The organism is Nocardia sp. NPDC058519, from assembly GCF_042719755.1.
Classification (GTDB): domain Bacteria; phylum Actinomycetota; class Actinomycetes; order Mycobacteriales; family Mycobacteriaceae; genus Nocardia.
In genome coordinates this window covers 68,656-94,994 of sequence record NZ_JBHXNK010000003.1, presented here as the reverse complement: position 1 = coordinate 94,994, position 26,339 = coordinate 68,656, and the positions used below count along the sequence as shown (strand labels likewise).

Genomic DNA, 26,339 nt, shown 5'->3' with positions numbered 1-26,339 from the left:
TTCCTTTCCCCTATTCGGGTCGAATTCGAGCAAAAGTTCACTAGTTGTCGAGCGCGGTGCGCGGTGCGGTCGCTTCCACAGCGACCGCACCGCTTACCACCTAGTTCGCCAGATCGTCGATGGTGGCGGCTTCGTTCCTGGACAGGTTGATGCCCAGGTTCGCGGCCGCGCGCTCCAGATCCTCGTCCTCGCCGCCGCCCATCTCGATCGCGGCGCCGTCCGAAGACAGCACCTCGACGTTGAGGCACAGTGATTGGAGTTCCTTGAGGAGCACCTTGAACGACTCCGGAATGCCCGGCTCCGGAATGTTCTCGCCCTTGACGATCGCCTCGTAGACCTTCACGCGGCCGACCACGTCGTCGGACTTGATGGTCAGGAGTTCCTGCAGCGTGTACGCCGCGCCGTAGGCCTGCATGGCCCAGCACTCCATCTCACCGAATCGCTGACCACCGAACTGCGCCTTACCACCCAGCGGCTGCTGCGTGATCATCGAGTACGGACCGGTCGAACGGGCGTGGATCTTGTCGTCGACCAGGTGGTGCAGCTTCAGGATGTACATGTAACCGACCGCGACCGGGTACGGGAACGGCTCGCCGGAGCGACCGTCGAACAGGGTCGACTTGCCGTTCTCGTCGACCATGCGCTCGCCGTCACGGTTGGGCAGCGTCGACGCGAGCAGACCGGTCAGCTCGTCATCCTTGGCACCGTCGAAGACGGGCGTGGCGATGTTCGAGTCGGCGGGCGCGGCCAGCATCTCCTCGGGCAGCGTGGCCGCCCAATCGGGGCGAGTGCCGTCCGTGGCCACGTCGATGTTCCAGCCGGCCTTACCGATCCACCCGAGATGGGTTTCCAGGATCTGGCCGATGTTCATACGACGGGGCACACCGTGGGTGTTCAGGATGATGTCGACCGGCGTGCCGTCGGGCATGAACGGCATGTCCTCGATGGGGAGGATCTTGCCGATGACGCCCTTGTTGCCGTGGCGACCGGCGAGCTTGTCGCCGTCCTGGATCTTGCGCTTCTGGGCCACATAGACGCGGACCAGCTCGTTCACACCGGGAGGCAGATCGTCGTCGTCCTCGCGCGAGAACACGCGGATGCCGATGACCTTGCCGGACTCACCGTGGGGCACCTTCAGCGAGGTGTCGCGAACTTCGCGAGCCTTCTCACCGAAGATGGCACGCAGCAGACGCTCTTCCGGGGTGAGCTCGGTCTCGCCCTTGGGCGTGACCTTGCCGACCAGGATGTCGCCGTCGCGAACCTCGGCACCGATGCGGATGATGCCGCGCTCGTCGAGGTCGGCGAGGACCTCGTCGGAGACGTTCGGGATATCCCGGGTGATCTCCTCGGCACCGAGCTTGGTGTCGCGGGCATCGATCTCGTGCTCTTCGATGTGGATCGAGGTGAGAACGTCCTCTTCCACGAGGCGCTGCGACAGGATGATCGCGTCCTCGTAGTTGTGGCCTTCCCACGGCATGATCGCGACGAGCAAGTTCTTGCCCAGCGCCATCTCACCGTTCTCGGTGCAGGGGCCGTCCGCGAGGACCTGTCCCTTCTCCACCCGATCGCCCTCGTCCACGATCGGACGCTGGTTCGAGCAGGTGCCCTGGTTGGAGCGGTTGAACTTGCGCATCCGGTAGGACTTGCGGCTGCCGTCGTCGGCCATCACAGTGACGTAATCGGCCGAGACCTCTTCGACCACACCGGGCTTCTCGTTCACGACGACGTCACCGGCGTCGACGGCTGCGCGCAGCTCCATGCCGGTACCCACGATCGGGGACTCGGAACGGATCAGCGGCACGGCCTGACGCTGCATGTTCGCACCCATGAGGGCACGGTTGGCATCGTCGTGCTCGAGGAACGGGATCATGGCGGTCGCGACCGACACCATCTGGCGCGGCGAGATGTCCATGTAGTCGACCTGGGCCGGCGTCACGAACTCGACCTCTTCGCCCGCACGGCGGACGAGGACCTTCTCCTCGAGGAAGCGGCCCTCGGCGTCGACCGGGGAGTTGGCCTGCGCGCGAACGTAGCGGTCTTCCTCGTCGGCGGTCAGGTACTTGACCTCGTCGGTGACCTTGCCGTCGACAACCTTCTGGTACGGCGTCTCGATGAAGCCGAACGGGTTGACCCGCGCGTACACCGACAGCGAACCGATCAGGCCGATGTTCGGGCCTTCCGGGGTCTCGATCGGGCACATGCGGCCGTAGTGCGACGGGTGGACGTCACGAACTTCCAGACCGGCGCGCTCACGGGACAGACCACCGGGGCCGAGCGCCGACAGGCGGCGCTTGTGGGTCAGACCCGACAGCGGGTTGTTCTGATCCATGAACTGCGACAGCTGCGAAGTTCCGAAGAACTCCTTGATCGCCGCGACAACCGGACGGATGTTGATCAGGGTCTGCGGCGTGATCGCCTCGACGTCCTGAGTGGTCATCCGCTCACGAACGACACGCTCCATGCGGGACAGGCCCACGCGGATCTGGTTCTGGATGAGCTCGCCGACGGTACGCAGACGACGGTTACCGAAGTGGTCGATGTCGTCGATCTCGACGGGGACCTCTTCACCGCCGGGGGCGGTCATCGTGCGGTCACCGGCGTGCAGACGCACCAGGTACTCGATGGTGTCGACGATGTCTTCCTTGGTGAGAACCGAGGAGGTCACCGGCTCGTGCACGTGGATGCCGAGCTTCTTGTTGATCTTGTAACGACCGACGCGGGCCAGGTCGTAGCGCTTCTCCTTGAAGAACAGGTTCTCCAGCAGAGTCTGCGCGGACTCCTTGGTCGGCGGCTCGCCCGGACGCAGCTTGCGGTAGATATCGAGCAGCGCCTCGTCCTGGCCGGGCGTGCTGTCCTTCTCCAGGGTGGACATCATGATCTCGGAGAAGCCGAAACGCTCGACGATCTCCTCGGTCGTCCAGCCCAGCGCCTTGAGCAGCACGGTGACCGGCTGACGGCGCTTGCGGTCGATACGGACACCGACGGTGTCGCGCTTGTCGACGTCGAACTCCAGCCACGCGCCGCGCGACGGGATCACGCGCACGCTGTGCAGGTCCTTCTCGGTGGTCTTGTCGATGTTGTGATCGAAGTAGACGCCCGGGGAACGGACCAGCTGCGAGACGACGACACGCTCGGTGCCGTTGATGATGAAGGTGCCCTTGTCGGTCATCATGGGGAAATCGCCCATGAACACCGTCTGGCTCTTGATCTCGCCGGTGTTGTTGTTGATGAACTCCGCGGTGACGAACAACGGCGCCGCGTAGGTCATGTCCTTCTCTTTGCACTCGTCGATGGAGGCCTTGACCTCTTCGAAGCGCGGATCAGAGAACGACAGGGACATGGACCCGGAGAAGTCCTCGATCGGCGAGAGCTCCTCGAGCACCTCCTCGAGGCCGCCTGCGAGACCGACGTCGCCGCGAGCGGCTGCCTTCTCGCGCCAGTCGGGTGTACCGACCAACCAGGCGAACGAGTCCGTTTGTAGGTCGAGAAGTCCGGGCACCTCCAAGGGCTCTCGGATCTTCGCGAACGAAACCCTCAACGGGGCTCCGGGGATACCAGCCTTGGTCTGGGTGGAGACTGCCAAGATGCGTCCTTCCAGCACCTCACGCGCGTCGCGTGGTGGTCCGCGACCGTCGCTTGTCTGCTACGAATTCCGCTGGTTACAGCCCGAACGAAACCAGAACAAGCAGCAGCGGAAGTAACACCGGAAGGGTGGAACTTTCGAGTGCGAATCAAGGTGTGGACAGGAGGCAGCCAGCGCAACGTCCAAACTTACACCCCTAGACAAGGGAGTGTCAACATACCATCCGTGTGACCGCACGCACGGGATAACGCGCCGAAGCCCTGGACGCTGGCCGCGTCGGGTTCCTTCACCGCTGCGCCCTGCTGCCGACTCCCCCGAGCCGACTGCTCACTTGGCGCTGAGCTCTCTATTCAACTGGCGCTCGGCCCTCGTCAGCTGACGCTGGGCCGAATTCTCGCTGGCGCTGATGCCCCTCAACAGCTCACGCTGCTGTGAATAGGGTGACGGTTTGCGGGCCCCTCGTCAAGTGGCGCGCGCAGGTCTGTTCGCGATGCGAGATCGCCTGGCGCGCTGGGGATCCCCCACCCGGCGCCGCGGTCATTTTACTCGCGACACGCCGTGCGCGCCACCCGGCTGACGGCCGGTCAGCAGCTGTTTCCGCCCCGTCACGCAGAAGAGCCCCGGCCGTAGGCCGGGGCTCATCCGAGGCGTAAAAGTCGCTCAGCCGTTGATCTGGCCGTGCGGAACCGTCTTGAACGTTTCGGTGGGCTGGTCGTTGCCACCGTAGGCCGCCATCACCTGAGTGTCATCGGAGGAATCCAGCGACTCGCGGATCGCCACCTGCGCCGCGTGCGGCAGGGTGTGGATGATCTCGCGCACCCGCGCCTGGCGGCGGAAAACGGCCTGGCGGGCGGGCATGCCGGGCTCGGCCTTCATCTGCGGGATGATGCCGTCGATCTCCTCGGCGCCACCGTGGTGGTGACCGGCGTCGACGAGCGCCTGCTCGCGCGCCATCTGCGCCTCGTCCTTCTCCTCCGACATACCGATCGGGCCGATCATGCGACCGTTGAGGAACTGCTTGACCACCGGCTCTTCGCTGGTGAGCAGCACCTCACGGGGGCCGAACATCACCAGGTTGCGGCGGAAGAGCATGCCGATGTTGTCCGGCACGGTACGGGCCAGGTTGATGTTGTGCGTCACGATCAGGATCGTGGCATCGATCTGCGCGTTGATGTTGAGCAGCAGCTGCGCCAGGTACGAGGTACGCACCGGGTCGAGGCCCGAGTCGGGCTCGTCGACGAGGATGATCTGCGGGTCGAGTACCAGCGCACGGGCCAGACCGGCGCGCTTGCGCATACCGCCGGAGATCTCGCCGGGCAGCTTGCCCTCGGCACCGAGCAGACCGGTGAGCTCGAGCTTCTCCATGACAACGCGACGGATCTCGGATTCCGTTTTCTTCGTGTGCTCACGAAGCGGGAACGCGATGTTGTCGTACAAATTCATCGAGCCGAACAGCGCGCCGTCCTGGAAAAGGACGCCGAACAGTTTGCGGATCTCGTAGAGCTCCTTGTTGGAGCAGGTCATGATGTCGGTGCCATCGATGAAGATGGACCCACGCTCGGGTCGCAGCAGACCGATGAGCGACTTCAGGAACACCGACTTACCCGTACCCGAAGGGCCGAGCAACGCACTGACCTCACCCGAAGGGAGCGTGATCGACACGTCCTGCCAAATTCGCTGTGAACCGAAGGATTTGGTAACACCCTCGGTCCTGACCTCGACGCCCACTGCTACCTCCATTGATCCCTGCGAGCACCCCACCCGCGTTCCCGCGCGCTCACATCACGGCGGTGCGCTACGACTCTGTGGGTCCGGTCACTGTAACCCATCAGTGAGACGGGGCACACCCCTTCATGACTGAAGAGTAACCTCGCGCGGTTCCTACGACCCGGATCACTTTCGCATGTCCGGACAAATAGCAAACGGGCGGCCCGGAAAGGACCGCCCGTTCACAACAGCACTGGTTCCGAATTACTTGACGGAAACCTTGGCGCCGGCCTCTTCGAGCTTCGCCTTGGCGGCCTCGGCGGCATCCTTGGCGACCTTCTCCAGGATCGGCTTCGGGGCGCCCTCGACCAGGTCCTTGGCTTCCTTCAGGCCCAGGCCCGAGACGATCTCACGGACCACCTTGATGACCTGGATCTTCTTGTCGCCGGCACCCTCGAGGATGACGTCGAACTCGTCCTGCTCTTCGGCAGCCTCGGCCGGGGCAGCGCCACCGACGGCCGCGACGGCGACGGGGGCAGCAGCGGTGACGTCGAAGGTCTCCTCGAAGATCTTGACGAACTCAGCGAGCTCGAGCAGGGTCAGCTCCTTGAAGGCGCCAATCAGTTCTTCGGTGCTCAGCTTTGCCATGGTGGTTCCTTTCGTGGTGTACCTCGCAGCGCATACGCACCCCGAGGCGGGTAATAGATGTCTTATTCGGCGTCAGCCGCGGGTGCTTCTTCGGCAGCAGGAGCGCCTTCGGCACTCGTGCGCTTCTCGAGCAGCGCCTGGGCGAGCCGGGCGACCTGCGAAGCGGGAGCGGCGAACAGGGCGGCAGCCTGCGAAGGCTTGGCCTTGAACGCACCGGCCAGCTTGGCCAGCAGCACCTCGCGCGAGTCGAGGTCAGCGATACGCTCGACCTCGGACACGGATAGCGCGCGGCCGTCCATGTACCCGCCCTTGATGACCAGGGACTTGTTGTCCTTGGCGAACTGCTTGAGCGCCTTGGCGGCATCGACCGGCTCACCCTGGATGAAGGTGATGGCGGTCGGGCCGACGAACAGCTCGTCGAGACCCGCCACACCGGCTTCACCGGCAGCGATCTTGACCAGGGTGTTCTTGGCGACGGAGTACGTGGCGTCGGCGCCGAGCGCACGACGCAGCTCGGTGAGCTTGCCGACCGACAGGCCACGGTATTCCGTGACAACAGTGGCCGTGGAGTTCTTGAACTGCTCCGCGATCTCCGCGACAGCGGTGACCTTTTCAGGTTTCGCCATACTTCGCCTCCTCTCTGATGTCGGTTTCGTTGGTGCACTACCGAATCAGGGGCCGGCGACAAAACGAACGCCCCGGACGCAAGGCGTACCGGGGCGCAAAAATAACTTCGGCCTCAGCTCTCCCTGCGTGGGTCGCCGGCAATGTCGCCGGACCTTCGATCGACACCGTGAAATTTCGGCGTCAACGACCAACGGTCTTCGGTAGAACGAATGGGTGTGGTCTCCGCCGGATGTATGCACATCCCGCATGACCGTTGACCACTGTACCCGCACCTACCCCCATCTGCCAAAACGGGGTCCTCCAGTCCGATTCGGCCGAATTCGTTGTGACTCAGGCCACTTCATTGCGGCGATGTGGCAGTGATCCTACAAAGAAGGTGTTACGAACGGTGACAGTAATCTGGTTCACTTCATGACTATGGCAACTTCCATAGTCGCTCCACCAGTGCTGCTGGACCGGCGTTCGCAGCGGTTTCTCGCGCTCGCCGTCATCTGTCTGGCCGAATTGCTCGTGGTGCTCGACAACACCATCGTCAACGTCGCCCTCCCCTCGATCGGCGTCCAGCTACGTACCGTAGTCTCCGGCCTGCAGTGGGTCGTCGACGCCTACACCCTCACCTTCGCCGGCCTGCTGCTGGCCGCGGGCAATCTCGGTGACCGCTACGGTCGCCGCCGGATCATGACCATCGGCCTGGTCGGCATCGCGGCGATGTCGGTCGGCGGGGCACTGGCCGAATCGATGACACAGGTCATCGTCGCCAGGGCCGCGATGGGCGTCTTCGCCGCCGCGGTCTTCCCCGCCACCCTGGCCCTGATCATCAACATCTTCACCGACCGGCGCGAACGCGCACTCGCCATCGCCGCATGGACCGCGATGGCCGGGTTCGCGATCGCCATCGGCCCCATCTCGGGCGGCTGGCTGCTCGAGCATTTCAGCTGGCATTCGGTGTTCTGGATCAACGTGCCGGTGGCGCTGGTCGCGCTGGTCGCGACGCTGATCTGGGTGCCCGAATCGCGCGCCGAGCAGATCGGCAAGCTCGATCTGGTCGGCATCGGGCTCTCGATCGCGGGGATCACGCTGCTGGTGTGGTCGATCATCGAAGCGCCGCACAATGGCTGGCTCTCGCTCACCACGCTGTGCACCGCCGCGCTCGGCACCGTCCTGCTCGCGGCCTTCGTCACTTGGGAATTGCGCACTACCGCACCGATTCTCGATATGCGGCTGTTCCGGAATCGCCGATTCTCGTTGCCCGCCTTGGCTATCGCCATCGGCTACTTCGCGATGTTCGGCTTCCTGTTCCTGATCACCCAGTATTTCCAGGGCGTGCGCGAATACACCCCACTCGAATTCGGTATCGCCTCACTGCCGTTCGCCTTCTCGGTCGCGATCGGCGCACCGGTCGCGACGCTGCTGGCGCAACGGGTCGGCACCACCGCGGTGCTGGTGATCGGCCTGCTACTCATCGGCGCCGGTCTCTACCTGGGTGGACAGGTCACCGTCGACAGCAGCTACGTGATCGGCGTGCTGCCCGCGATGGTGTTGATGGCGCTGGGTCTTGGCATCGTGCAGGGACCGGCCACCGAATCGATCATGTCCTCGCTGCCACTGAACGAGGCCGGCGCGGGCTCGGCAGTCAACGACACGACTCGCGAGATCGGCGGCACCCTCGGTGTCGCGGTGCTCGGCTCGATCGTGGCCTCGTACTACACCAGCCGGATCGGCGCGCGAATCGACGCGATCCCGGCGGGCATCATGAACGACAACGAGAAGAGCCTGGTCAAGGCGAGTCCACTCAGTGTGCTGGAACTGCGTAAACGCGAGCTCACGCCGTTCCTCGAGACACAACGCGAGAATCTGATCGTGGCCATGAAGTCCGCGACGCTGCAGGGCGCGCACGCGGCCTCGCTGGTCGCCGCAGGCGCGGTGCTGGTGTGTGCGGTGATCGTGGCCGTCTTCCTGCCGTGGAAGCCGCAGAGCGGTGAATCGGTGCTGCTCGGCTGGCGGGACAAGGCACCCGAACCACCGATCGACAAGAGCTGACCGCACAGTCCGCAACAAACGCCGCGAGGGTGGGAACGCATTGCGTTCCCACCCTCGCGGTTGCTCTCAGGAGGAGCTAGCTGTCAGCCGAAGCTCACGCATCCTCGTCGAGGAGGTTGCGGGTGCGGTTCGGGTCCACCGGGATGCCCGGTCCGGTGTTCGTCGAAACCGTGATCTTCTTGACGTAGCGACCCTTGGCGGTCGACGGCTTCACACGCAGGATCTCGTCCAGCGCGGCGCCGTAGTTCTCCACCAGCTTGGCGTCGTCGAAGGACGCCTTGCCGATGACGAAGTGCAGGTTGGCCTGCTTGTCGACGCGGAAGTTGATCTTGCCGCCCTTGATCTCGTTGACGGCCTTGGTCACATCGTTGGTGACGGTGCCCGTCTTCGGGTTCGGCATCAGACCACGCGGGCCGAGGACACGCGCGATGCGGCCGACCTTGGCCATCTGATCCGGGGTGGCGATCGCGGCGTCGAAGTCGAGCCAGCCGCCCTGAATCCGCTCGATCAGGTCCTCGGCGCCCACGGCGTCGGCGCCCGCGGCCTCGGCCTCGGAAGCCTTCTCGCCCGCGGCGAACACGATGACGCGGGCAGTCTTACCGGTGCCGTGCGGCAGGTTGACGGTGCCACGGACCATCTGGTCGGCCTTGCGGGGATCGACGCCGAGACGGACGGCGACCTCGACGGTCGCGTCGGTCTTGGTGGTCGCGGTCTCCTTTGCCAGGCGCGCGGCGGCCAGCGGGGAGTACAGAGCGTCGCGATCGACCTTCTCAGCAGCGGCGAGGTACGCCTTGCTTCGTTTTGCCATGATTTTCTGTCCTTAAGTTTCTGAGTTCAGATGTGGTTTGTTCGGGCCTGGCCGGCCCTCCCACACAGAGCGAGGATTCGCTCAGCCTTCGACGGTGATACCCATCGAACGCGCGGTACCGGCGATGATCTTCGCGGCCTGATCGATGTCAGTGGCGTTGAGATCCTCGGCCTTGGTCTTGGCGATCTCCCGGACCTGGTCCATGGTGACCTTGGCGACCTTGGTCTTGTGCGGCTCAGCGGAGCCCTTCTGCACACCGGCGGCCTTGAGCAGCAGACGAGCGGCAGGCGGGGTCTTCAGCTTGAAGTCGAACGTCCGGTCCTCGTACACCGAGATCTCGACCGGAATGACGTTGCCACGCTGCGACTCGGTCGCGGCGTTGTACGCCTTGCAGAACTCCATGATGTTGACGCCGTGCTGACCGAGCGCGGGGCCGACCGGCGGTGCCGGGTTGGCTGCGCCGGCCTGGATCTGCAGCTTGATGATCCCGGCGAGCTTCTTCTTCTTGGGGGGCATCTTTCTTCCTTGGCTTTCTGGGGTTCGGTTCCTTACGGTTGCCGTAAGCCTCGTATCCGCGCACGACTAGGCCCCGACAAGTACTGCGGGGAAGTCAGAACACGAACCATCACACTCTACTTGACATAGGTCATGACCTAGCAATCGGGTGGCGACCAGCGCAAACACCAACGGCACCGCCGGTGAGCGGTGCCGTTGACGCGAGTGTGGAAAATCTTAGATCTTGGAAACCTGGGTGAAGTTCAGCTCGACCGGGGTCTCACGACCGAAGATCGACACGAGCACCTTGAGCTTCTGCTGCTCGGCGTTGACCTCGGAGATCGACGCGGGCAGGGTCGCGAACGGGCCGTCCATGACGGTGACCGACTCGCCGACCTCGAAGTCGACCTCGATGGTGGGCTTGCCCGAAGCCGAGCTACCGGCATCCGAACCACCGGCGGCGGCCGCGGCGGCCTTCTTCTGCGCCTGCGCACCGGCCGGGACCAGGAACTTCACGACCTCGTTGATGGTCAGCGGGGTCGGCTTGGCGCCGGGGCCACCGCCGGTCATGCCGACGAAACCGGTGACGCCGGGGGTGTTGCGAACCGCGCCCCACGACTCGTTGTTCAGTTCCATCCGGACCAGGATGTAGCCCGGCAGCACCTTGCGGTTGACGTTCTTCTTCTGGCCGTTCTTGATCTCGGTGACCTCTTCGGTCGGTACCTCGACCTGGAAGATGTAGTCCTCGAGGCCGAGGTTCTGCACGCGGGTCTCGAGGTTGGTCTTGACCTTGTTCTCGTAGCCGGCGTAGGAGTGCACGACGTACCAGTCGCCGGGCACGCGGCGCAGCTTGGTCTTCATCGACTCGATCGGGTCGGCCTCGGGGTCTTCTTCGGTGGCGACTTCTTCGATCACGGCTTCGTCGACGACAACCTCGTCGGCGGCGGCTTCGTCGGCATCGGCGGGCTCGGCGGCCTCGACCTCGTCGGTGGCGGTTTCTGCCACGACAGCGTCGTCAACCGGGAACTCGTCGTTGGTTTCGTTCTCCGGGGTGCTCACTGAGGCACTCGCTTCCTGTGTCGTCACGTACATCCTCTGGGCCGGGTCGGGTGCGCGGAGGCACACTCCGCCGTTCCGACCCGCGATCGGCTACCGGCGTGGGTGTCGGCGATCAGCCGAACAGCCAGTCGACACCCTTGACGAACGCTACGTCGATCCCGGCGATGAACGCGACCATGAAGACCACGAACACCAGAACGACGGCCGTATAGGTGACCATCTGCTTCCGGTTGGGCCAGATCACCTTGCGCAGTTCCGCGATGACCTCTCGCAGGAACTTGAGCAGCCGCTTGAACGGGTTGCCCGTCTTAGCGTTACCGGCAGTCTTGTCTGCCTTGTGCGAGGCCGATGACCGATCGAGCGTGGCCACCGATCCGGTGTCTGCCGGAGCGTCCGACGCGCGCACACGACGAGCAGACCGCTTGCCACTCGGTCGAGTGGCAGCGGCGGTGTCCTCGCCGTCTTCGCCGCGAGTATCCCGCTCGTCGCTCACGTCGATCCTCTCTCGTCGCTGGCATTAAGGGCAGGGGCGACAGGACTTGAACCTGCAACCTGCGGTTTTGGAGACCGCTGCTCTGCCAATTGAGCTACGCCCCTTCGGTTGGACCAGCCTGAGCTGTAGTGCCCAACCACATTCGATATTCGGTTGTCCCCAGTGTCACACAACACGCGCGCCGCTTCCATGAGGAGCTAACCCCTCGGGAAGATCAGCGCGCAGCATCTCGTGACCCCAGAGTCCCGACTATACGTTACCGCTCGCGGTTATCGCCAATCCGGGACACTCGACCAGGTCAGGACAGCGCGACGGTTGCGGTGGCGCGGCCGAAGATCTTTTTGCCCGCCGACTTCGCCGTGATGGCGATAACGGCGGTGCGGGTCTGCGGGTCGACCGATTTCACCTTGCCGGTGTATTCGACCTCGGCGGGGACGGCGGACCCGACATAGACCGGGCTGGTGAAGCGGACGTTGTATTCCTTCACCGCGCCGGGATCGCCCAGCCACGAGGTGACGAAACCGCCACCCAAACCCATCGTGAGCATGCCGTGCGCGACCACGTTGTCCAGGCCGACCAGCTTCACGACCTCGTCGCTCCAGTGGATCGGGTTCGCGTCGCCGGACACGCCCGCGTAGTTGACCAGATCGCCGCGGGTGAGTCGCACCACGCGCGCGGGCAGCTCGTCGCCGACCGACACACTGTCGAAGGACAGGGCATGCGCGCTGACCGTCGGTTCGGGCTGTTTGGTGATCGGGTCGGAGGCGATCCCGACGGAGAGCTCGGACGGCGCGTGGTGGTCGGGTTCTTCGTCGCCGAGTCCGTGCATGAGCACGTTGCGTACCGCGTCCGACATCCGTGGATCGATATCGCCCCCGCTGCGGCCGATCAGGGTGGTGTAGGTGGTGAGCACCAGTTCGTCGTCCTGGGCGGTGACGATGTTCTTGGTCACGATGATGTCGCCGCCGAAGGCCTGGCGGAAAGAATGCAGATACACATCACAGGTCAACTGGTCGCCGACCCGGATCGGGCGGTGGAACTCCAGGATCTGGTCGGTCTGCATGATCTGACTCAGGTCGTACCCGGTCACGATCTGTTCGAACAGTTTGCGCTGGGCAAGAATCCCGACCAGGGAGATGAAGGTGAGCGGGGCGACCAGACCCTGGTGGCCGTACTCGCGCGCGATGTCTTCTTCCCAGTGCACCGGGTGGTAGTCCTGCACCGCGCGGGCGTATTCACGCACCTTCTCGCGGCCGACCTCGTAGTAGTCGTCGACGCGGTAGTGGTGGCCGACCATCGACGCCGCGTGGGCGGCGGGATCGAATGATTCGGCAGCTGCGGCAGAGACCGCTTCGTGAGTTCCGGTGTTCACTGTCACAACGTGGACCTTACTCACTTGTAAGACAGCACCGAAGTCGACCGGTGTAAAACGTGACGCGTCCGGATACTGTATCGGCCCCGAACTTCGCGTGAACTTCCCGGGAAAAGCACAAAGGCCGGACTCTCGTCCGGCCTTCGGCAGATGCTGTTGAAAACTAGCGCGACTCGCGGTGCGCCCGGTGAGTTCCGCAGTTCGGGCAGAACTTCTTCAGCTCGAGGCGATCCGGGTCGTTACGCCGGTTCTTCTTCGTGATGTAGTTGCGGTGCTTGCACTCGTCGCAGGCCAAGGTGATCTTTGGCCGGACATCGGTGGACTTCGCGGCCACGATTTGCCTTCTTTCCGGTCTGGGCTGAGTTGAAATTGGTAGCGATGGCCGGACTTGAACCGGCGACACAACGATTATGAGTCGTTTGCTCTACCAACTGAGCTACACCGCCACGGCGGACTAATATCCCGATGATGCCGCGGTTAGCCGCTCACCACCGGCAATCCGGCGAGCCCCCTAACGGAATCGAACCGTTGACCTTTTCCTTACCATGGAAACGCTCTACCGACTGAGCTAAGGGGGCATGACAACGTGGCACAGAGTCTGAACCGGCAAGCCGATCAGCGTGACCCCGTGCTCCGGCGTCCTGAACGAGATTACACACTCCCCACCCAGAGCACCAAATCGGCAGCTCAAAGGGCGTTTTCACGGAGTTCAACCCGCTAGATCCGTACCGGCTCATGTCGAGGCTACCCCGATGGGCGGTGAAACCAAGGAACCCCCGCCGATCTTCATGATCGACGGGGGTTCGATGTGGCAGATGTAGGATTCGAACCTACGTAGGCATAAGCCGACGGATTTACAGTCCGCTCCCATTGGCCGCTCGGGCAATCTGCCGTGTGCGCCGTTTCCGGTGCGCTGAGCAGCTTACAACGTACTCACCCGGACTATCAAAACGCCTGCACAGACCCCCTGCGAGCACCGGTTGTCCCCCTATGCGGGTACAACTGTCTCGGTGGCCGGTAGAACCCCGGCCCCGGAGTTCGCCGGACCTTCACAGGACAGGAGCGCAGTGTGGCTGATTCGTCATTCGACGTCGTGAGCAAGGTCGATCGTCAGGAGGTCGACAACGCTCTGCATCAGGCGGAGAAGGAGCTGAACTCGCGCTACGACTTCAAGGGCACCGATGCGTCCATCGCGTGGTCGGGCGAGGAAGCCATCGTGCTCACCGCCAACGCCGAGGAGCGGGTGCAGGCGGCACTCGACGTCTTCAAGGAGAAGCTGATCCGCCGCGATATCTCGCTGAAGGCGTTCGACGCCGGCGAGGCGCAGCCCTCTGGCAAGGTGTTCAAGATCACCGGCACGCTGGTGCAGGGCATCGACACCGAGAAGGCGAAGAAGATCTCGAAGAAGATCCGCGACGAAGGCCCCAAGGGTGTGAAAGCGCAGATCCAGGGTGAGGAGCTGCGGGTCAGCAGCAAGAAGCGTGATGATCTGCAGGAAGTGATCTCGCTGCTCAAGGGCGAGGATTTCGGCATCGCCCTGCAGTTCGTCAACTACCGATAGGTCCGGTGTGGCGGCACTCAGTGGTGATGAGTGCCGCCTGGAATGATGCGAATGGCGGAGGACGGCGCTCAGTACTGGGTGTTGTCTCCGGGAATGATGCGAATGGCGGGGGGACAGCACTCAATACTGGGTGTTGTCTCCGGCCATTTCCTCTAGACGCCTGATTCGTTCGTCCATCGGGGGGTGGGTGGAGTACCAGCGGGCGACTCGGTCGCCCGCGCGGAACGGGTTGGCGATCATCAGGTGCGATTCGCTGGTGATCTTGGGATCCGGCGGAAGTGGGGCCGCCTGTACGCCGCGTTCGATCTTGCGCAGGGCCGAGGCCAGGGCCAGCGGGTCACCGGTGAGTTCGGCGCCGGACTGATCGGCCTGGTACTCCCGCGATCGGGAGACCGCCATCTTGATCAGGCCCGCCGCGATCGGGCCGAGCAACGAGACCAGCAGCACACCGATGATGTTCGGGCCGTTTCCGTCTCTGTTGCCGAACGAGCTCGCGAAGAACGCCATGTTCGCCAAGCCGGTGATGATCGAGGCCATCGCGCCCGCCACCGACGAGATCAGGATGTCGCGGTTGTAGACGTGGGACAGCTCGTGGCCGAGTACGGCCCGCAGCTCCCGTTCATCGAGCAGTTGCAGGATGCCGCTGGTACAGCAGACCGCGGCGTGACGCGGATTGCGGCCGGTCGCGAACGCGTTGGGGGCGCTGGTCGGACTGATGTAGAGGCGCGGCATCGGCTGACGCGCCGTCGTGGCGAGCTCGCGCACGATCCGGTACATGACCGGCGCTTCCAGTTCGCTCACCGGTTGCGCGTGCATCGCCTTCAACGCCAGCTTGTCGCTGTTGAAGTAGGCGTAGGCGTTCATGCCGACGGCCAGCACGATCGAGATGATGAGGATCGTCGGGCTGCGGAACATCGCCCCGATGGCGACGATCAGCGCCGACATGCCAACCATCAAACCGAAGGTTTTGATCCCATTGGGCATGAATGAGCAACGCGAATCGCGGCCGGAAAGTTCCGGCTGGTGGACGCGTCGATCTTTCCGGCTCAGCCCACGCGTTCGATGGTGTAGCGGACCAGGCGGGTGAGGGCGTCGTTGGCGGGACCGGCGGGGAGGGCGGCGAGTTCGGTGTCGGCGAGGTCGGCGTATTCGGCCAGCTTTTCCTTGGCCAGCGCCATGCCGGGTGAGCGGCGCAGCAGTTCCAGTGCCTCGTCGACCTCGGCATCGTTTTCCAGCGGGTTTGCCAGCAGGGTACGCAGGCGGTCGCCGTCGGCGCCGGTCTCGCGCAGGGCGTAGAGCACCGGCAGGGTGTGCACGCCTTCGCGCAGGTCGGTGCCCGGCGTCTTGCCGGACTGCTCGGCCGAGGACGAGATGTCGATGATGTCGTCGGAGATCTGGAAGGCGGTGCCGACGGCGTCGCCGAGGCGGGCAAGGCGTTCGACGTGCTCGGGGCCCGCGCCGGAGAAGGTGCCGCCGAAGCGGCCCGCGGCGGCGATGAGCGAGCCGGTCTTCTCCCACACCACGCGCAGGTAGTGCTCGACGGGGTCCTGGGTCTGCTTGGCGCCCATGGTTTCCCGCATCTGGCCGGTGACCAGCTCGGCGAAGGTCTCGGCGATGATGCGGACCGCGTCGGGTCCGAGGGTGGAGGTCAGGCGCGAGGCGTGGGCGAACAGGTAGTCGCCGGCCAGGATCGCGATGTTGTTGCCCCAGCGCGAGTTGACGCTCTCGGCACCGCGACGCTGGGTCGCCTCGTCCATGACGTCGTCGTGATAGAGCGTGGCGAGATGCACCAGTTCCACGACCGTGCCCGCGGTGACCAGCGCCGGATCGGTGGGATTGGGGCCGAGCTGGCCGGTGAGCACGGTGAACAGCGGCCGGAACCGCTTGCCGCCCGCCCTGGCCAGGTGCAGGGCCGCCTCCTGGAGGAATTCCTCACCGTCGGAGAGTTCGTCGACGAGCAGTTTCTCGACCGCGGCCAAGCCGTCGCGCACGGTGACGGCGAGTTCGGGATCGACGAGATCCACCCCGGCAACCACGGTGCTTTCGTCGCTCACAGCCGATGTGCTCATTATCTTCTCCCAGCGATGCGTCCGACCCCGACGGGTAGCAACCTAGCGTGTTCCGGCACGATGGCCGATGAACCCCGTCACACAGTGACAATTCCCGGTGTACCCGACACTCTCGCACAGCGGCCGACAGTGCCAGTATTGAGCCATGGGTTCACCGGATCTCACCCCCGCCGACCGTGCTCCGCTGCCTGCCGCCGTCGAGGTGTTGGTGGTCGGGGCAGGGCCCGCCGGTTCGGCATCGGCGGCGTGGGCCGCGCGCGCCGGACGTGATGTGCTGCTGCTCGATTCGGCGGTCTTCCCGCGCGACAAGACCTGTGGTGACGGGCTCACGCCGCGCGCCACCGCCGAGCTGGAGCAGCTGGGTCTCGGCGAATGGCTGCGCGCGCACACGGTGAACCACGGCCTGCGGATGGCGGGCTTCGGCAAGGAGGCACTGCTGCCGTGGCCGGGCGGGTCGTTCCCGACGTACGGAAGTGCCGTTCCACGAACCGAACTCGACGACAAGCTGCGCGAGACCGCGATCAAGTCCGGTGCGCGGATGGTCGACGGCGCCAAGGTCACCGAGGTGCTGCGCGAAGGTGAGCTGGTCACCGGGGTGACGGTGCGCATCGGCGCGAACACCCATACGGTCCGCTGCCGGGTGCTGGTGGTGGCCGACGGGGTGCGCTCCCCCATCGGAAAGCAATTGGGCCGCATCTGGCATCGCCGCTACGCCTATGGCACGGCAGCCCGTGCCTACATCAAGTCCGGCCGCAGCGACGACCAGTGGATCTCCTCGCACCTGGAACTGCGCAATGCCGCCGACGAACTGGTCCCCGGCTACGGCTGGATCTTCCCGCTCGGCAACGGCGAGGTGAATATCGGCGTCGGCTCGCTGGCCACCGAGGCGCGGCCCTCGCACGTCGCGCTCAAGCCGCTGCTCGAGCACTACACCCGGCTGCGCCGCGAGGAATGGGAACTCGAGGGCGAACTGCGCGCGGTGGCCTCCGCGCTGCTGCCGATGGGCGGCGCCGTCTCCAATGTGGCGGGCCCGAACTGGGTGCTGGTCGGCGACGCCGCGGGCTGCGTGAATCCCCTCAACGGCGAAGGCATCGACTACGGCCTCGAAGGCGGGCACATGCTCGCGGACCTGCTCGACGAGCCCGATCTGAGCCGGGCGTGGCCGCAGCTGCTGCGTGACCACTACGGACGCACTTTCTCGGTGGCGCGCAGGCTCGCGGGCCTGGCCACCCAGCCGAGGATGGTCCCGCTCGGTGGCCCGCCGGTGATGCGCTCGAAGTATCTGCAGCGCACGGCGGTTCGGGTGATGGGCAATCTGGTGACCGACGAGGATCTCGACCTCACCGCCCGCGCCTGGCGTGCGGCGGGACGAGCCTCGCTCCGCGCCGACGACCTCCAGCCCTTCTCGTCCACCTCCCCATAGCTGGTGGTGAACAGCCGTAGGAACAGGTGGTTATGAGCACGTCAGGTCGTCGTCCGGTGCTGGCCCTGCTGCCGCACCTGCGCAGGGCGCGCGACCTTGTCGACCGGCGCTACGCCGATCCGCTCGACTTGGACGAACTGGCCCGGTCCGCCGGTGTGTCCAAATATCACTTCCTGCGCGCGTTCGCCGCCGTGTACGGCCGCACGCCCGCGGTGTATCTGGCCGAGCGACGGATCGAGCGGGCGCAGGATCTGCTGCGGTCGACCAACCTGACCGTCACCGAGGTGTGCATGCTGGTCGGCTATACGAGCCTCGGCTCGTTCAGCGCCAAATTCCGTCAGCTCGTCGGGGTGACGCCGAGCGAGTATCAGTCGAAATTCGCCGACGGGGCACCGCACATTCCGGGCTGTTATGTCTTCATGCACGGGCTCTCCGATCGCGTCCGCCGCGACACCGCAATTTCGGAGAAGCCGGATGACACCGCGCGGCAATAGCCTCGAATCATGACAACGATCACGAACGTTTCCCTGGTCACCGTGTACGTCACCGATCAGGATGCCGCCAAACAGTGGTACATCGACAAGCTCGGTTTCGTCGAGACCGCGGATGTGAGCATGGGCGACAACGGGTTCCGCTGGGTCAGCATCGCGCACCCCGATCATCGCGAGCTCGAGGTGACGCTGATGGTGCCGGGGCCACCGCTCACCGACGACCTCGCCGACGCGATCCGGCGGGCACTGGCCGACGGCACCCACGGCGCCCTCGGGCTGCGCACCGCCGACTGCCAGAAGACCTACGAAGAACTCACGGCGAAGGGGGTCGAGTTCATCCAGCCGCCGTCCGAACGCCCGTACGGCACCGAGGCGATCATTCGCGACAACTCGGGCAACTGGCTGGTACTGGTCGAGAATCGCGGCTGACGCGAGGGTGCCGCTCGGTGGAGCGGCACCCGTCGCCGCGGCTCAGAGCTTGGCGAACCAGTTTTCGATGAACTTGCGTTCGCTGTTGAGGACGCGCTGATGCAGCTGCTCGGCCAGTGGCTCGATGGCGCCGCCGACCAGGGGAACCTTCACCTTCACGGTGCCGACGACCTCGATTTCGCTGCCTTCGGCGGTGGGGCGCAGTTCGTAGGTGCCCGACATCTCGGTGGTGATGCCGCTGGTGTTGCCGGTGAAACTGCCCTTGGCGATCTCGCCCTGCAGCGGCTGCCAATTGTCGGTGCGTACCAGCACGAGATCGCTCTTGAGGACCTTCCGCACGAGGGCGGGAACCTTGTCTTTACCTGGGGTTTCGGTCATATGGATGGTAATCGAGCCGGGGCCGTCGGGATGGGAGAGTTCGATGGTCGCGGTCTCGGCGGCGGCGAAACGCTCCTGCCAGACAGCGTCGTCGACAAGTGCCCGGTGAAGCTCTTCGACCGGGACGGTATAGGGCACGGTGAAGCTGAATTTGCGGGACATGACGGGAATGCTAGGCGTATTCGCGATGCGCGGCTGCGGCAGTCCGAACCCGCGGCACCAGCCCGCCGGAAATACAGCCGGTACTGTGTGGCGGGTGTCGGAAACCAGCCTGTCGGAGCGGCGGGACAAGCGCCTGCGACGGGTTCGAGCGTGGGTGGTCGGTGCGGCGACCGTGATCAGCGTGCTGATGGTGTTGCTGGTGCTGGCGGCCTGGCGCAACGATTTCGAGATCGAGCGGCATCGCGGTGTGACCTCCGGCGAAGTGCTCTCCGCGGGTCGGCTGCGTTCGGCGGTGACCTATGTGACGCCCGACAGCGTGACCCACAATCCGAAGGTCGGCATCCTGTATCCGACGAACCTGACCGCTGGTCAACGGATCAACGTGGAGTACAGCACGCGCGATCCCGACCTGGTCCGGGTGGCAGGCCGCGACTCACGGGTGGCGATCATCCCGGCGGCGTCGGTGATCTTCGTGGCGTGGGCGCTCGCCCTGCCGGTGCTGTGGATCGTGCGCCGCAAGCGGCGCGAGCTGTAACTTCGTTTGCTGTTCGTCCCGGCTTCACGTCGGTGTGGGGGTGTCGCGCGCTGTGGCGGTCACCCTGAGAGAGTGCGCGTAGCCATCGTCTCGGAGTCTTTCCTGCCGAACATGAACGGCGTCGTCAACTCCGTGCTGCGGGTGTTGGACCACCTGGACCAGCACGGACACGACGCGATGATGGTGGCGCCCGATTCCCTGCGCGGCGCCCCACCGGCACCACGTTTTCACGGCCGCTTCCCGGTGCACCGGGTGCCCGCGATGATGGTGCCGAAGGTGAGTTCGCTGCCTGTGGGTCTGCCGCAACCGGGAATCACCGCCGCCATCGCCGATTTCGATCCCGATGTGGTGCACCTGGCCTCGCCGTTCCTGCTCGGCGCCGGCGGGCTCGCCGCGGCGACGCGGCTGGATCTGCCGACCATCGCGGTGTACCAGACCGACGTGGCCGGGTTCGCCAAGAGCTACGGGCTCGGGCTCGCCGCACGGGCCGCGTGGGCATGGACGCGCCGGATCCACGAGGGCGCTACCCGCACGCTGGCGCCGTCGTCGGCGGCCGCGCACGACCTCGCCGAGCACGGGATCCCGAGAGTGCGTCGCTGGGGCCGTGGCGTGGATATCGCCAGGTTCAACCCGGCCGCGCGCAGTGCCGAGTTGCGGGCGAGCTGGCTGGGGTCCGACGACCGGCTCGTCGTCGGCTTCGTGGGCAGGCTCGCACCGGAAAAGCACGTGGAGCGGCTGGCCGCGCTGGCCGGCGACCCGTCGATCCAGCTCGTCGTGGTGGGCGACGGACCGGAACGGGCCCGGCTGCGCAGGTTGATGCCCGACGCGGTGTTCACCGGCGAGCTGGGTGGCAGCGAACTGGCAACGCACTACGCGAGCCTGGACGTGATGGTGCATCCCGGCGAGCACGAGACGTTCTGCCAGGGCGTGCAGGAAGCGCTGTCCTCGGGTGTGCCGGTGATCGGGCCCGACGCCGGTGGGCCACGGGATCTGGTCTCCCACTGCCGCAACGGGTACCTGCTGCCGGTCGACCGGTTCGCGGAATTGCTGCCGAGCGCGGTGTCGGCCCTGCGTGATGCGGGGCAGCGCGGGTTGTTCGCCGCGGCGGCGCGCAAGTCGGTGCTGCACCGCACCTGGCCCGCGGTCTGCACCGAACTGATGGGCCACTACGCCGACGTCACCGGGATGCGCGAGCGATTGCCGCGTACGGCCTGAGTGGTGAAACCCACCCGCGCTATCGCGGCGAAAAAACTCTAAGCTCGGTTCGTGGCGACAACAGAGCAGCGAGAACCGATTCGGGCTTCGCTGGACAAGCAACCCCACGAGGTCGCGTCGATGTTCGACGGTGTGGCGAAGCGCTACGACCTCACCAATACGGTCATCTCCGGTGGCCAGGATCGGTACTGGCGGTGGGCGACGCGACGGGCACTCGGGCTGCGCCCCGGCGAACGGGTCCTCGATCTGGCCGCGGGTACCGGCGTCTCGACCGTGGAGCTCGGCAAGTCCGGCGCCTGGTGCGTGGCCACCGACTTCTCCCAGGGCATGCTCGCGGCGGGCCGGTTCCGGCAGGTGCCGATGGTGGCCGGCGATGCGATGGCACTGCCGTTCGCCGACGATTCGTTCGACGCGGTGACCATCTCGTTCGGGCTGCGCAATGTCGCCGATATCGATCTGGCACTGCGCGAGATGCTGCGCGTGACCAAACCGGGCGGACGGGTCGTGGTCTGCGAGTTCTCCACGCCGGTGTTCGGGCCGTTCCGCACCGTGTACATGGAGTATCTGATGAAGGCGCTGCCCAGGGTGGCGCGCGCCGTGAGTTCCAACCCGGACGCGTACGTGTACCTGGCCGAGTCGATCCGCGCCTGGCCGAACCAGCGCAGGCTGGCCCGCCGGATCGCGGACGCCGGCTGGGACTCTGTGCAGTGGCGTGACCTCACCGGCGGAGTGGTGGCACTGCACCGCGGCTACAAATTGGGCTGAAACCCTGTCGATCGCCGGGGTGAGTCCGGTCACCCCGGTCCGTGCGCCGTTGCATGCCTTCGGCCCGGAATGCGCCCTGATCAGGGGCGATATTCGGGCCATCTCCTCACCGTCGAAATTTTGACTTGTGAGGTCGATTGTCACCTGGACATAACGTTCGGTAAATCGAGCGCAACGACAAATGCGGATGATCGAGTCATGACAGGGGAAGCGGACGGCCGCGACACGGACACTGTGCGTACACAGTGCTCGTATTGTGGCGTCGGCTGCGGCATAAACGTCCAGACAAAGACTGATCAGTCTGGCGCGCGGTTGATCGCGAAGGTCAGCGGCGACAAGCTGCATCCGGCGAACGCGGGCAGGCTTTGCACCAAGGGCGCCACCCACGCGGAGATGATGGCCGCACCCGGCCGGATGGACACCGCCTACCGGCGCCCCGAACGCGGCCAGGTCCCGGTTCCGCTGCCGGTCGACGAGGCCGTGCACGAAACCGCCACCCGCCTGCGCGCGATCCTCGACGAGCACGGCCCCGACGCGATCGCCCTCTACGTCTCCGGACAGATGTCGCTGGAAGCCCAGTACCTGGCCACCAAGCTGGCGAAGGGCTACCTGCGGACAAAGCACATCGAAGCCAACTCGCGCCTGTGCATGGCCAGCGCGGGCACCGGCTACAAGCAGTCGCTCGGCGCGGACGGCCCGCCCGGTTCCTACGACGACTTCGAACACGCCGACCTGTTCCTGGTCAGCGGCGCGAACATGGCCGACTGCCACCCGATCCTGTATCTGCGCATGGCCGACCGGCTCAAGGCGGGCGCCAAGCTGATCGTGGTCGACCCGCGCCGCACCGATACCGCCGCCCGCGCCGACCTGTTCCTGCAGATCGCCCCGGGTACCGACCTGGCCCTGCTCAACGGACTGCTGCACCTGCTGGTCGCCGACGGTGCGATCGACACCGCGTTCATCGCCGAGCACACCGAGGGCTGGGACGCGATGCCCGAGTTCCTCGCCGACTATCCGCCGGCCCGCGTCGCCGAGCTGACCGGCTTGGCCGAGGCCGATATCCGCACCGCGGCCACGATGATCGCCGAGGCGGGCGAGTGGATGTCGCTGTGGACGATGGGGCTCAATCAGTCCACGCACGGCACCTGGAACACCAACGCACTGGTCAACCTGCACCTGGCGACCGGCACCATCTGCAGGCCGGGCAGTGGGCCCTTCTCGCTCACCGGCCAGCCCAACGCCATGGGTGGCCGCGAGATGGGCTACATGGGCCCCGGCCTGCCCGGCCAGCGCAGCCTGCTCTCCCCCGCCGATCGCACCTTCGTCGAAACCGCCTGGGATCTGCCCGACGGCACCCTGCGCACCGAGTCGGGCCCCGGCACCATCGACATGTTCCGCGGGCTGGCCGACGGCGAGATCAAGGCCGCGTGGATCATCTGCACCAACCCCGTCGCCACCGTCGCCAACCGCAAAACCGTGATCGCGGGTCTCGAAGCGGCCGAGTTGGTCGTGGTGCAGGATGCCTACGCCGAGACCGCGACCAACGCCTACGCCGATCTGCTGCTGCCCGCCGCGCTGTGGGCCGAAACCGATGCGGTGATGGTGAATTCGGAGCGCAACGTCACCCTGCTGCAGCAGTCGGTCGACCCGATCGGCGACGCGCGACCGGACTGGCTGCTGATCGCCCAGGTCGCCACCGCCATGGGTTTCCCCGGCTTCGACTTCACCTCCAGCGCCGAGGTGTTCGCCGAGCTGCGCCAGTTCACCAACCCGGCCACCGGCTACGACCTGAGCGGCATGAGCTACGAGCGCTTGGCGGAAGGGCCGATGCAGTGGCCGTGCAAGGACGCCGACAGCCCGCGCAACCCGATCCGCTACGTCAACGACGGCACCCATCAGCCGCTGCACGTGGCGGCCGACGGCACCACTCCGCGGCTCGCGTTCGCCACCCCGAGCAGGCGCGCGGTGTTCTTCCCCCGTCCGCATCTGCCCGCCGCCGAGCTGCCCGACGACGACTACCCGTTCCTGCTCAATACCGGCCGGCTGCAACATCAGTGGCACACGATGACCAAGACCGGCAAGGTCACCAAGCTGACCAAGCTGACAGGCGGGCCGTTCGTCGAAGTGCATCCCACCGATGCCGAGCGACTCGATCTGAAGCCGGGCGATCAGCTCGAGATCGCGTCGCGCCGGGGCCGTGCTGTGCTGCCGGTGCGGATCAGCGACCGGGTGCGACCTGGTGATTGTTTCGCTCCTTTCCACTGGAATGACGAACAGGGCGAATATCTGACGATCAACGCGGTCACCAACGACGCGGTGGATCCGGCTTCGTTGCAGCCGGAGTTCAAGGCCTGCGCGGTGGCACTGCGCCGGGTCGGCCCCGCCGCCACCCCCGAGCAGGCGCCGACACAGCCCGCACAGCTGCCCGCGCAACCGGCCGCGCATCCGCTGGCCGGGATACTCGGCCTCGACGCCGGTACCTCGCCCACGCTCAGCGAGACCGAGCGCATCTATCTCGGCGGCTACCTCGCCGCCCTGCAGTCGCTGCCGGTGACCGGGCAGCCGGTGCTGCCGGTGAGCGCACCGTTGTCGACACAGTCGCGCCTGTGGGTCGACGGGCTACTGGCCGGCATGTACTCCCGCAATACGGGCGACACCGCCGAAGCCACCGACAGCGCTGCCCCCCACCCGGTCACCGTGCTGTGGGCCTCCCAGACCGGTAACGCCGAAGAACTGGCCGCCACCGTCGCGGCCCGCCTTTCGGAATCGGGCCTCATGCCGTCGTTGCTCGATATGGATTCGTGCGAGCTGACCTCGATTGCCGGTGACGTTCTGATCGTCACCAGCACGTTCGGTGACGGTGGCCCACCGGATAACGGTGCCGACTTCTGGACCAGGCTCGAAGACAGCATCATTCGCCTCAATGGTGTTCGCTACGCGGTGTTCGCGCTCGGCGACTCCTCCTATGACGATTTCTGTGGACATGGCCGCAAGCTCGACACGCTGTTCGCCGAACGTGGCGCGAAGCGGCTGCTGCCGCGGGTGGACAGCGAACCCGATTTCGCCGACACCGCCGAGCAGTGGCTCGATGACGTCCTGGCCGCGATCACCAGCGGATCCCCCGACGACGGTGGCACCCCACCGGGTCGCGACGCTGTTCCGGCAGGCACTCCGCGCGGCCGCGGCGGTTCGCTCGCCGGTGCATCGAACGGCCGCGATTCGCTGGGTGCCAACGGCCATGCCCTACAAGCGAATTCGTCCCATACGATGCCGTCACCGGCCGGTCGCGGTGGCGCGATCGTGCTCGACCGGCAACTCGCGCCTGCCCCCGCCCGGGCACAGCGCACCACCGCCGCTCCGTTCACCCGTCAATCCCCGGTCCGCGCCACCCTGATGCGCAACGAGATCCTGAGCGCACCCGGCTCGCCGAAAGAGGTGCGGCGCTTCGGTTTCGACCTCCACGACCTCGATGCCGGGTACGAAGTGGGCGATTCCCTCGGCGTGCTGCCCGCCAACTGTCCCGACCTGGTCGACGAATGGCTCGCCTGCACCGGCCTCGACGGTCGGCGCGTGATCGAAGTCGACGACCGCGAACTCACGCTCACCGATGCCCTGCGCACGCACTACGACATCACCAAGGTGAGCCAGGATCTGCTCGGCTTCATCGGCGAGCGCAACCCGCACCCGCAGCTGGCCAAGCTGCTGCGCCGCGACAACCGCAATGAGCTCGCCTCTTACCTGTGGGATCGCCAGGCCGTCGATGTGCTGCGCGACTTCCCGGTGCGCACCGATCTCGTCGACTGGCTGGGTGCACTGAAAAAGCTACAACCACGCCAGTATTCGATCTCCTCGAGCCCGTTGACCACTCCCGACGAGGTGCAGCTGACGGTCGGTGTCGTCCGCTACGGCGACCCGGTGGGCACCTCGGCGCGTCGTGGTGGGGTGTGCTCGACGTTCCTGGCCGACCGGGGCACTACCGAGGTGCCGATCTTTCTGCAGCGGGCACCGCATTTCCGTCCGCCGCTGGACCCGAATGCCCCGATGATCATGGTGGGGCCGGGTACCGGTATCGCTCCTTTCCGCGGTTTCCTGCACGAGCGGCGGGCTATCGGCGCGACCGGCCGCAACTGGTTGTTCTTCGGCGACCAGCACGCCGCCCAGAACTTCTACTACCGCGCCGAGCTCGAGGACATGTTCCGCTCCGGTTTCCTCACCCGCCTCGACCTGGCCTTCTCCCGTGATCAGCGCGAACGGGTCTATGTCCAGCACCGGATGATCGAGCACGGCGCCGAGCTGTGGTCGTGGCTGCGCGACGGCGGCCACTTCTACGTCTGCGGTGACGCCGCCCGCATGGCCAAGGATGTCGACGACACCCTGCTGCGGATCGCCCAGATCCACGGAAAGCTGGACGAGGCGGGCGCGCTGGCCTTCAAGAAGCAGCTCGTGGCCGAGAAGCGGTACGTGCGCGACGTGTACTGA

At 65.7% G+C, this 26,339-nt stretch carries 22 protein-coding genes and 4 tRNA genes; 9 read left to right on the top strand and 17 right to left on the bottom strand.

Translation table 11 applies throughout. The features are described 5' to 3' along the window. Positions 1–100: 100 nt before the first annotated feature. From ACFWPK_RS04975 to rplJ, 4 genes are all read right to left on the bottom strand, one after another. Complete coding sequence (locus ACFWPK_RS04975) at positions 101–3,601, bottom strand: DNA-directed RNA polymerase subunit beta (RefSeq protein WP_378913239.1); 3,501 nt, start codon at positions 3,599–3,601, stop codon at positions 101–103. Between the two features lie 642 nt (positions 3,602–4,243). Further along, positions 4,244–5,323 carry an ABC transporter ATP-binding protein gene (locus ACFWPK_RS04970; RefSeq protein WP_378913238.1) on the bottom strand — a complete coding sequence of 360 codons (1,080 nt, stop codon included), beginning with the start codon at positions 5,321–5,323 and terminating at the stop codon, positions 4,244–4,246. A 231-nt stretch (positions 5,324–5,554) separates the two neighbouring features. Next, positions 5,555–5,938, bottom strand: a complete 384-nt coding sequence (rplL, locus tag ACFWPK_RS04965) for a 50S ribosomal protein L7/L12 (protein ID WP_378913237.1) — start codon at positions 5,936–5,938, stop codon at positions 5,555–5,557. 62 nt (positions 5,939–6,000) lie between these two features. Next, the gene (gene rplJ, locus ACFWPK_RS04960) at positions 6,001–6,564 is read right to left on the bottom strand and encodes a 50S ribosomal protein L10 (RefSeq protein ID WP_062988862.1); all 564 of its coding nucleotides are present in this window, start codon (positions 6,562–6,564) and stop codon (positions 6,001–6,003) included. Positions 6,565–6,982: 418 nt separating this feature from the next. On the opposite strand from rplJ, the gene ACFWPK_RS04955 reads away from it, so the two are divergent. Then, positions 6,983–8,605 carry an MFS transporter gene (locus ACFWPK_RS04955; RefSeq protein ID WP_378913236.1) on the top strand — a complete coding sequence of 541 codons (1,623 nt, stop codon included), beginning with the start codon at positions 6,983–6,985 and terminating at the stop codon, positions 8,603–8,605. A 94-nt stretch (positions 8,606–8,699) separates the two neighbouring features. On the opposite strand, the gene rplA is transcribed toward ACFWPK_RS04955, so the two are convergent. The 10 genes from rplA to ACFWPK_RS04905 form a co-directional block, all read right to left on the bottom strand. Further along, positions 8,700–9,413, bottom strand: a complete 714-nt coding sequence (gene rplA, locus ACFWPK_RS04950) for a 50S ribosomal protein L1 (RefSeq protein ID WP_266293661.1) — start codon at positions 9,411–9,413, stop codon at positions 8,700–8,702. Positions 9,414–9,494: 81 nt separating this feature from the next. Then, the gene (rplK, locus tag ACFWPK_RS04945) at positions 9,495–9,929 is read right to left on the bottom strand and encodes a 50S ribosomal protein L11 (RefSeq protein ID WP_063004011.1); all 435 of its coding nucleotides are present in this window, start codon (positions 9,927–9,929) and stop codon (positions 9,495–9,497) included. A gap of 216 nt (positions 9,930–10,145) precedes the next feature. After that, the gene (gene nusG / locus ACFWPK_RS04940) at positions 10,146–10,967 is read right to left on the bottom strand and encodes a transcription termination/antitermination protein NusG (protein WP_378913471.1); all 822 of its coding nucleotides are present in this window, start codon (positions 10,965–10,967) and stop codon (positions 10,146–10,148) included. A 112-nt stretch (positions 10,968–11,079) separates the two neighbouring features. Continuing rightward, the gene (gene secE, locus ACFWPK_RS04935; RefSeq protein ID WP_378913235.1) at positions 11,080–11,460 is read right to left on the bottom strand and encodes a preprotein translocase subunit SecE; all 381 of its coding nucleotides are present in this window, start codon (positions 11,458–11,460) and stop codon (positions 11,080–11,082) included. A gap of 31 nt (positions 11,461–11,491) precedes the next feature. Then, positions 11,492–11,564, bottom strand: a tRNA-Trp gene (locus ACFWPK_RS04930). 194 nt (positions 11,565–11,758) lie between these two features. Then, a complete protein-coding gene (locus ACFWPK_RS04925; protein ID WP_378913470.1) occupies positions 11,759–12,832 on the bottom strand; it encodes a fused (3R)-hydroxyacyl-ACP dehydratase subunits HadA/HadB in 1,074 nt (357 codons plus the stop codon). 163 nt (positions 12,833–12,995) lie between these two features. Beyond that, positions 12,996–13,166 carry a 50S ribosomal protein L33 gene (gene rpmG, locus ACFWPK_RS04920; protein ID WP_056814348.1) on the bottom strand — a complete coding sequence of 57 codons (171 nt, stop codon included), beginning with the start codon at positions 13,164–13,166 and terminating at the stop codon, positions 12,996–12,998. 36 nt (positions 13,167–13,202) lie between these two features. Further along, positions 13,203–13,278 (bottom strand) — tRNA-Met (locus ACFWPK_RS04915). Positions 13,279–13,337: 59 nt separating this feature from the next. Then, a tRNA-Thr gene (locus ACFWPK_RS04910) sits at positions 13,338–13,410 on the bottom strand. A gap of 231 nt (positions 13,411–13,641) precedes the next feature. After that, positions 13,642–13,724, bottom strand: a tRNA-Tyr gene (locus ACFWPK_RS04905). Positions 13,725–13,901: 177 nt separating this feature from the next. Here ACFWPK_RS04905 and ACFWPK_RS04900 point away from each other — a divergent pair. Continuing rightward, on the top strand, positions 13,902–14,393 hold the full coding sequence (locus ACFWPK_RS04900) for a YajQ family cyclic di-GMP-binding protein (protein WP_056814350.1): 492 nt from the start codon (positions 13,902–13,904) through the stop codon (positions 14,391–14,393). A gap of 120 nt (positions 14,394–14,513) precedes the next feature. Here the strand turns inward: ACFWPK_RS04900 and htpX are convergent, their stop codons facing one another. Further along, on the bottom strand, positions 14,514–15,377 hold the full coding sequence (htpX, locus tag ACFWPK_RS04895; RefSeq protein ID WP_378913234.1) for a zinc metalloprotease HtpX: 864 nt from the start codon (positions 15,375–15,377) through the stop codon (positions 14,514–14,516). A 62-nt stretch (positions 15,378–15,439) separates the two neighbouring features. Further along, positions 15,440–16,462, bottom strand: coding sequence for a polyprenyl synthetase family protein (locus ACFWPK_RS04890; protein WP_378913233.1), 1,023 nt, complete (start codon positions 16,460–16,462; stop codon positions 15,440–15,442). A 145-nt stretch (positions 16,463–16,607) separates the two neighbouring features. Between ACFWPK_RS04890 and ACFWPK_RS04885 the strand changes: the two genes are divergently transcribed. The 3 genes from ACFWPK_RS04885 to ACFWPK_RS04875 are packed head-to-tail and all read left to right on the top strand — an operon-like array spanning position 16,608 to position 18,805. Then, the gene (locus ACFWPK_RS04885) at positions 16,608–17,885 is read left to right on the top strand and encodes a geranylgeranyl reductase family protein (protein WP_378913231.1); all 1,278 of its coding nucleotides are present in this window, start codon (positions 16,608–16,610) and stop codon (positions 17,883–17,885) included. A 32-nt stretch (positions 17,886–17,917) separates the two neighbouring features. Beyond that, a complete protein-coding gene (locus ACFWPK_RS04880; RefSeq protein WP_378913230.1) occupies positions 17,918–18,379 on the top strand; it encodes a helix-turn-helix domain-containing protein in 462 nt (153 codons plus the stop codon). Between the two features lie 9 nt (positions 18,380–18,388). Beyond that, positions 18,389–18,805, top strand: a complete 417-nt coding sequence (locus ACFWPK_RS04875; protein WP_378913229.1) for a VOC family protein — start codon at positions 18,389–18,391, stop codon at positions 18,803–18,805. 42 nt (positions 18,806–18,847) lie between these two features. On the opposite strand, the gene ACFWPK_RS04870 is transcribed toward ACFWPK_RS04875, so the two are convergent. Next, positions 18,848–19,345: a DUF2505 domain-containing protein gene (locus ACFWPK_RS04870; protein WP_378913228.1), complete on the bottom strand. Its 498-nt coding sequence runs from the start codon at positions 19,343–19,345 to the stop codon at positions 18,848–18,850. 94 nt (positions 19,346–19,439) lie between these two features. Between ACFWPK_RS04870 and ACFWPK_RS04865 the strand changes: the two genes are divergently transcribed. The 4 genes from ACFWPK_RS04865 to ACFWPK_RS04850 all read left to right on the top strand — a co-directional run bounded on the left by ACFWPK_RS04865 (position 19,440) and on the right by ACFWPK_RS04850 (position 26,339). Then, complete coding sequence (locus ACFWPK_RS04865) at positions 19,440–19,880, top strand: DUF3592 domain-containing protein (protein WP_378913227.1); 441 nt, start codon at positions 19,440–19,442, stop codon at positions 19,878–19,880. A 72-nt stretch (positions 19,881–19,952) separates the two neighbouring features. Continuing rightward, positions 19,953–21,095 carry a glycosyltransferase family 4 protein gene (locus tag ACFWPK_RS04860; protein WP_378913226.1) on the top strand — a complete coding sequence of 381 codons (1,143 nt, stop codon included), beginning with the start codon at positions 19,953–19,955 and terminating at the stop codon, positions 21,093–21,095. A gap of 51 nt (positions 21,096–21,146) precedes the next feature. Beyond that, positions 21,147–21,860, top strand: coding sequence for a demethylmenaquinone methyltransferase (locus tag ACFWPK_RS04855; RefSeq protein WP_378913225.1), 714 nt, complete (start codon positions 21,147–21,149; stop codon positions 21,858–21,860). A 198-nt stretch (positions 21,861–22,058) separates the two neighbouring features. Then, positions 22,059–26,339: a molybdopterin-dependent oxidoreductase gene (locus ACFWPK_RS04850; RefSeq protein WP_378913224.1), complete on the top strand. Its 4,281-nt coding sequence runs from the start codon at positions 22,059–22,061 to the stop codon at positions 26,337–26,339.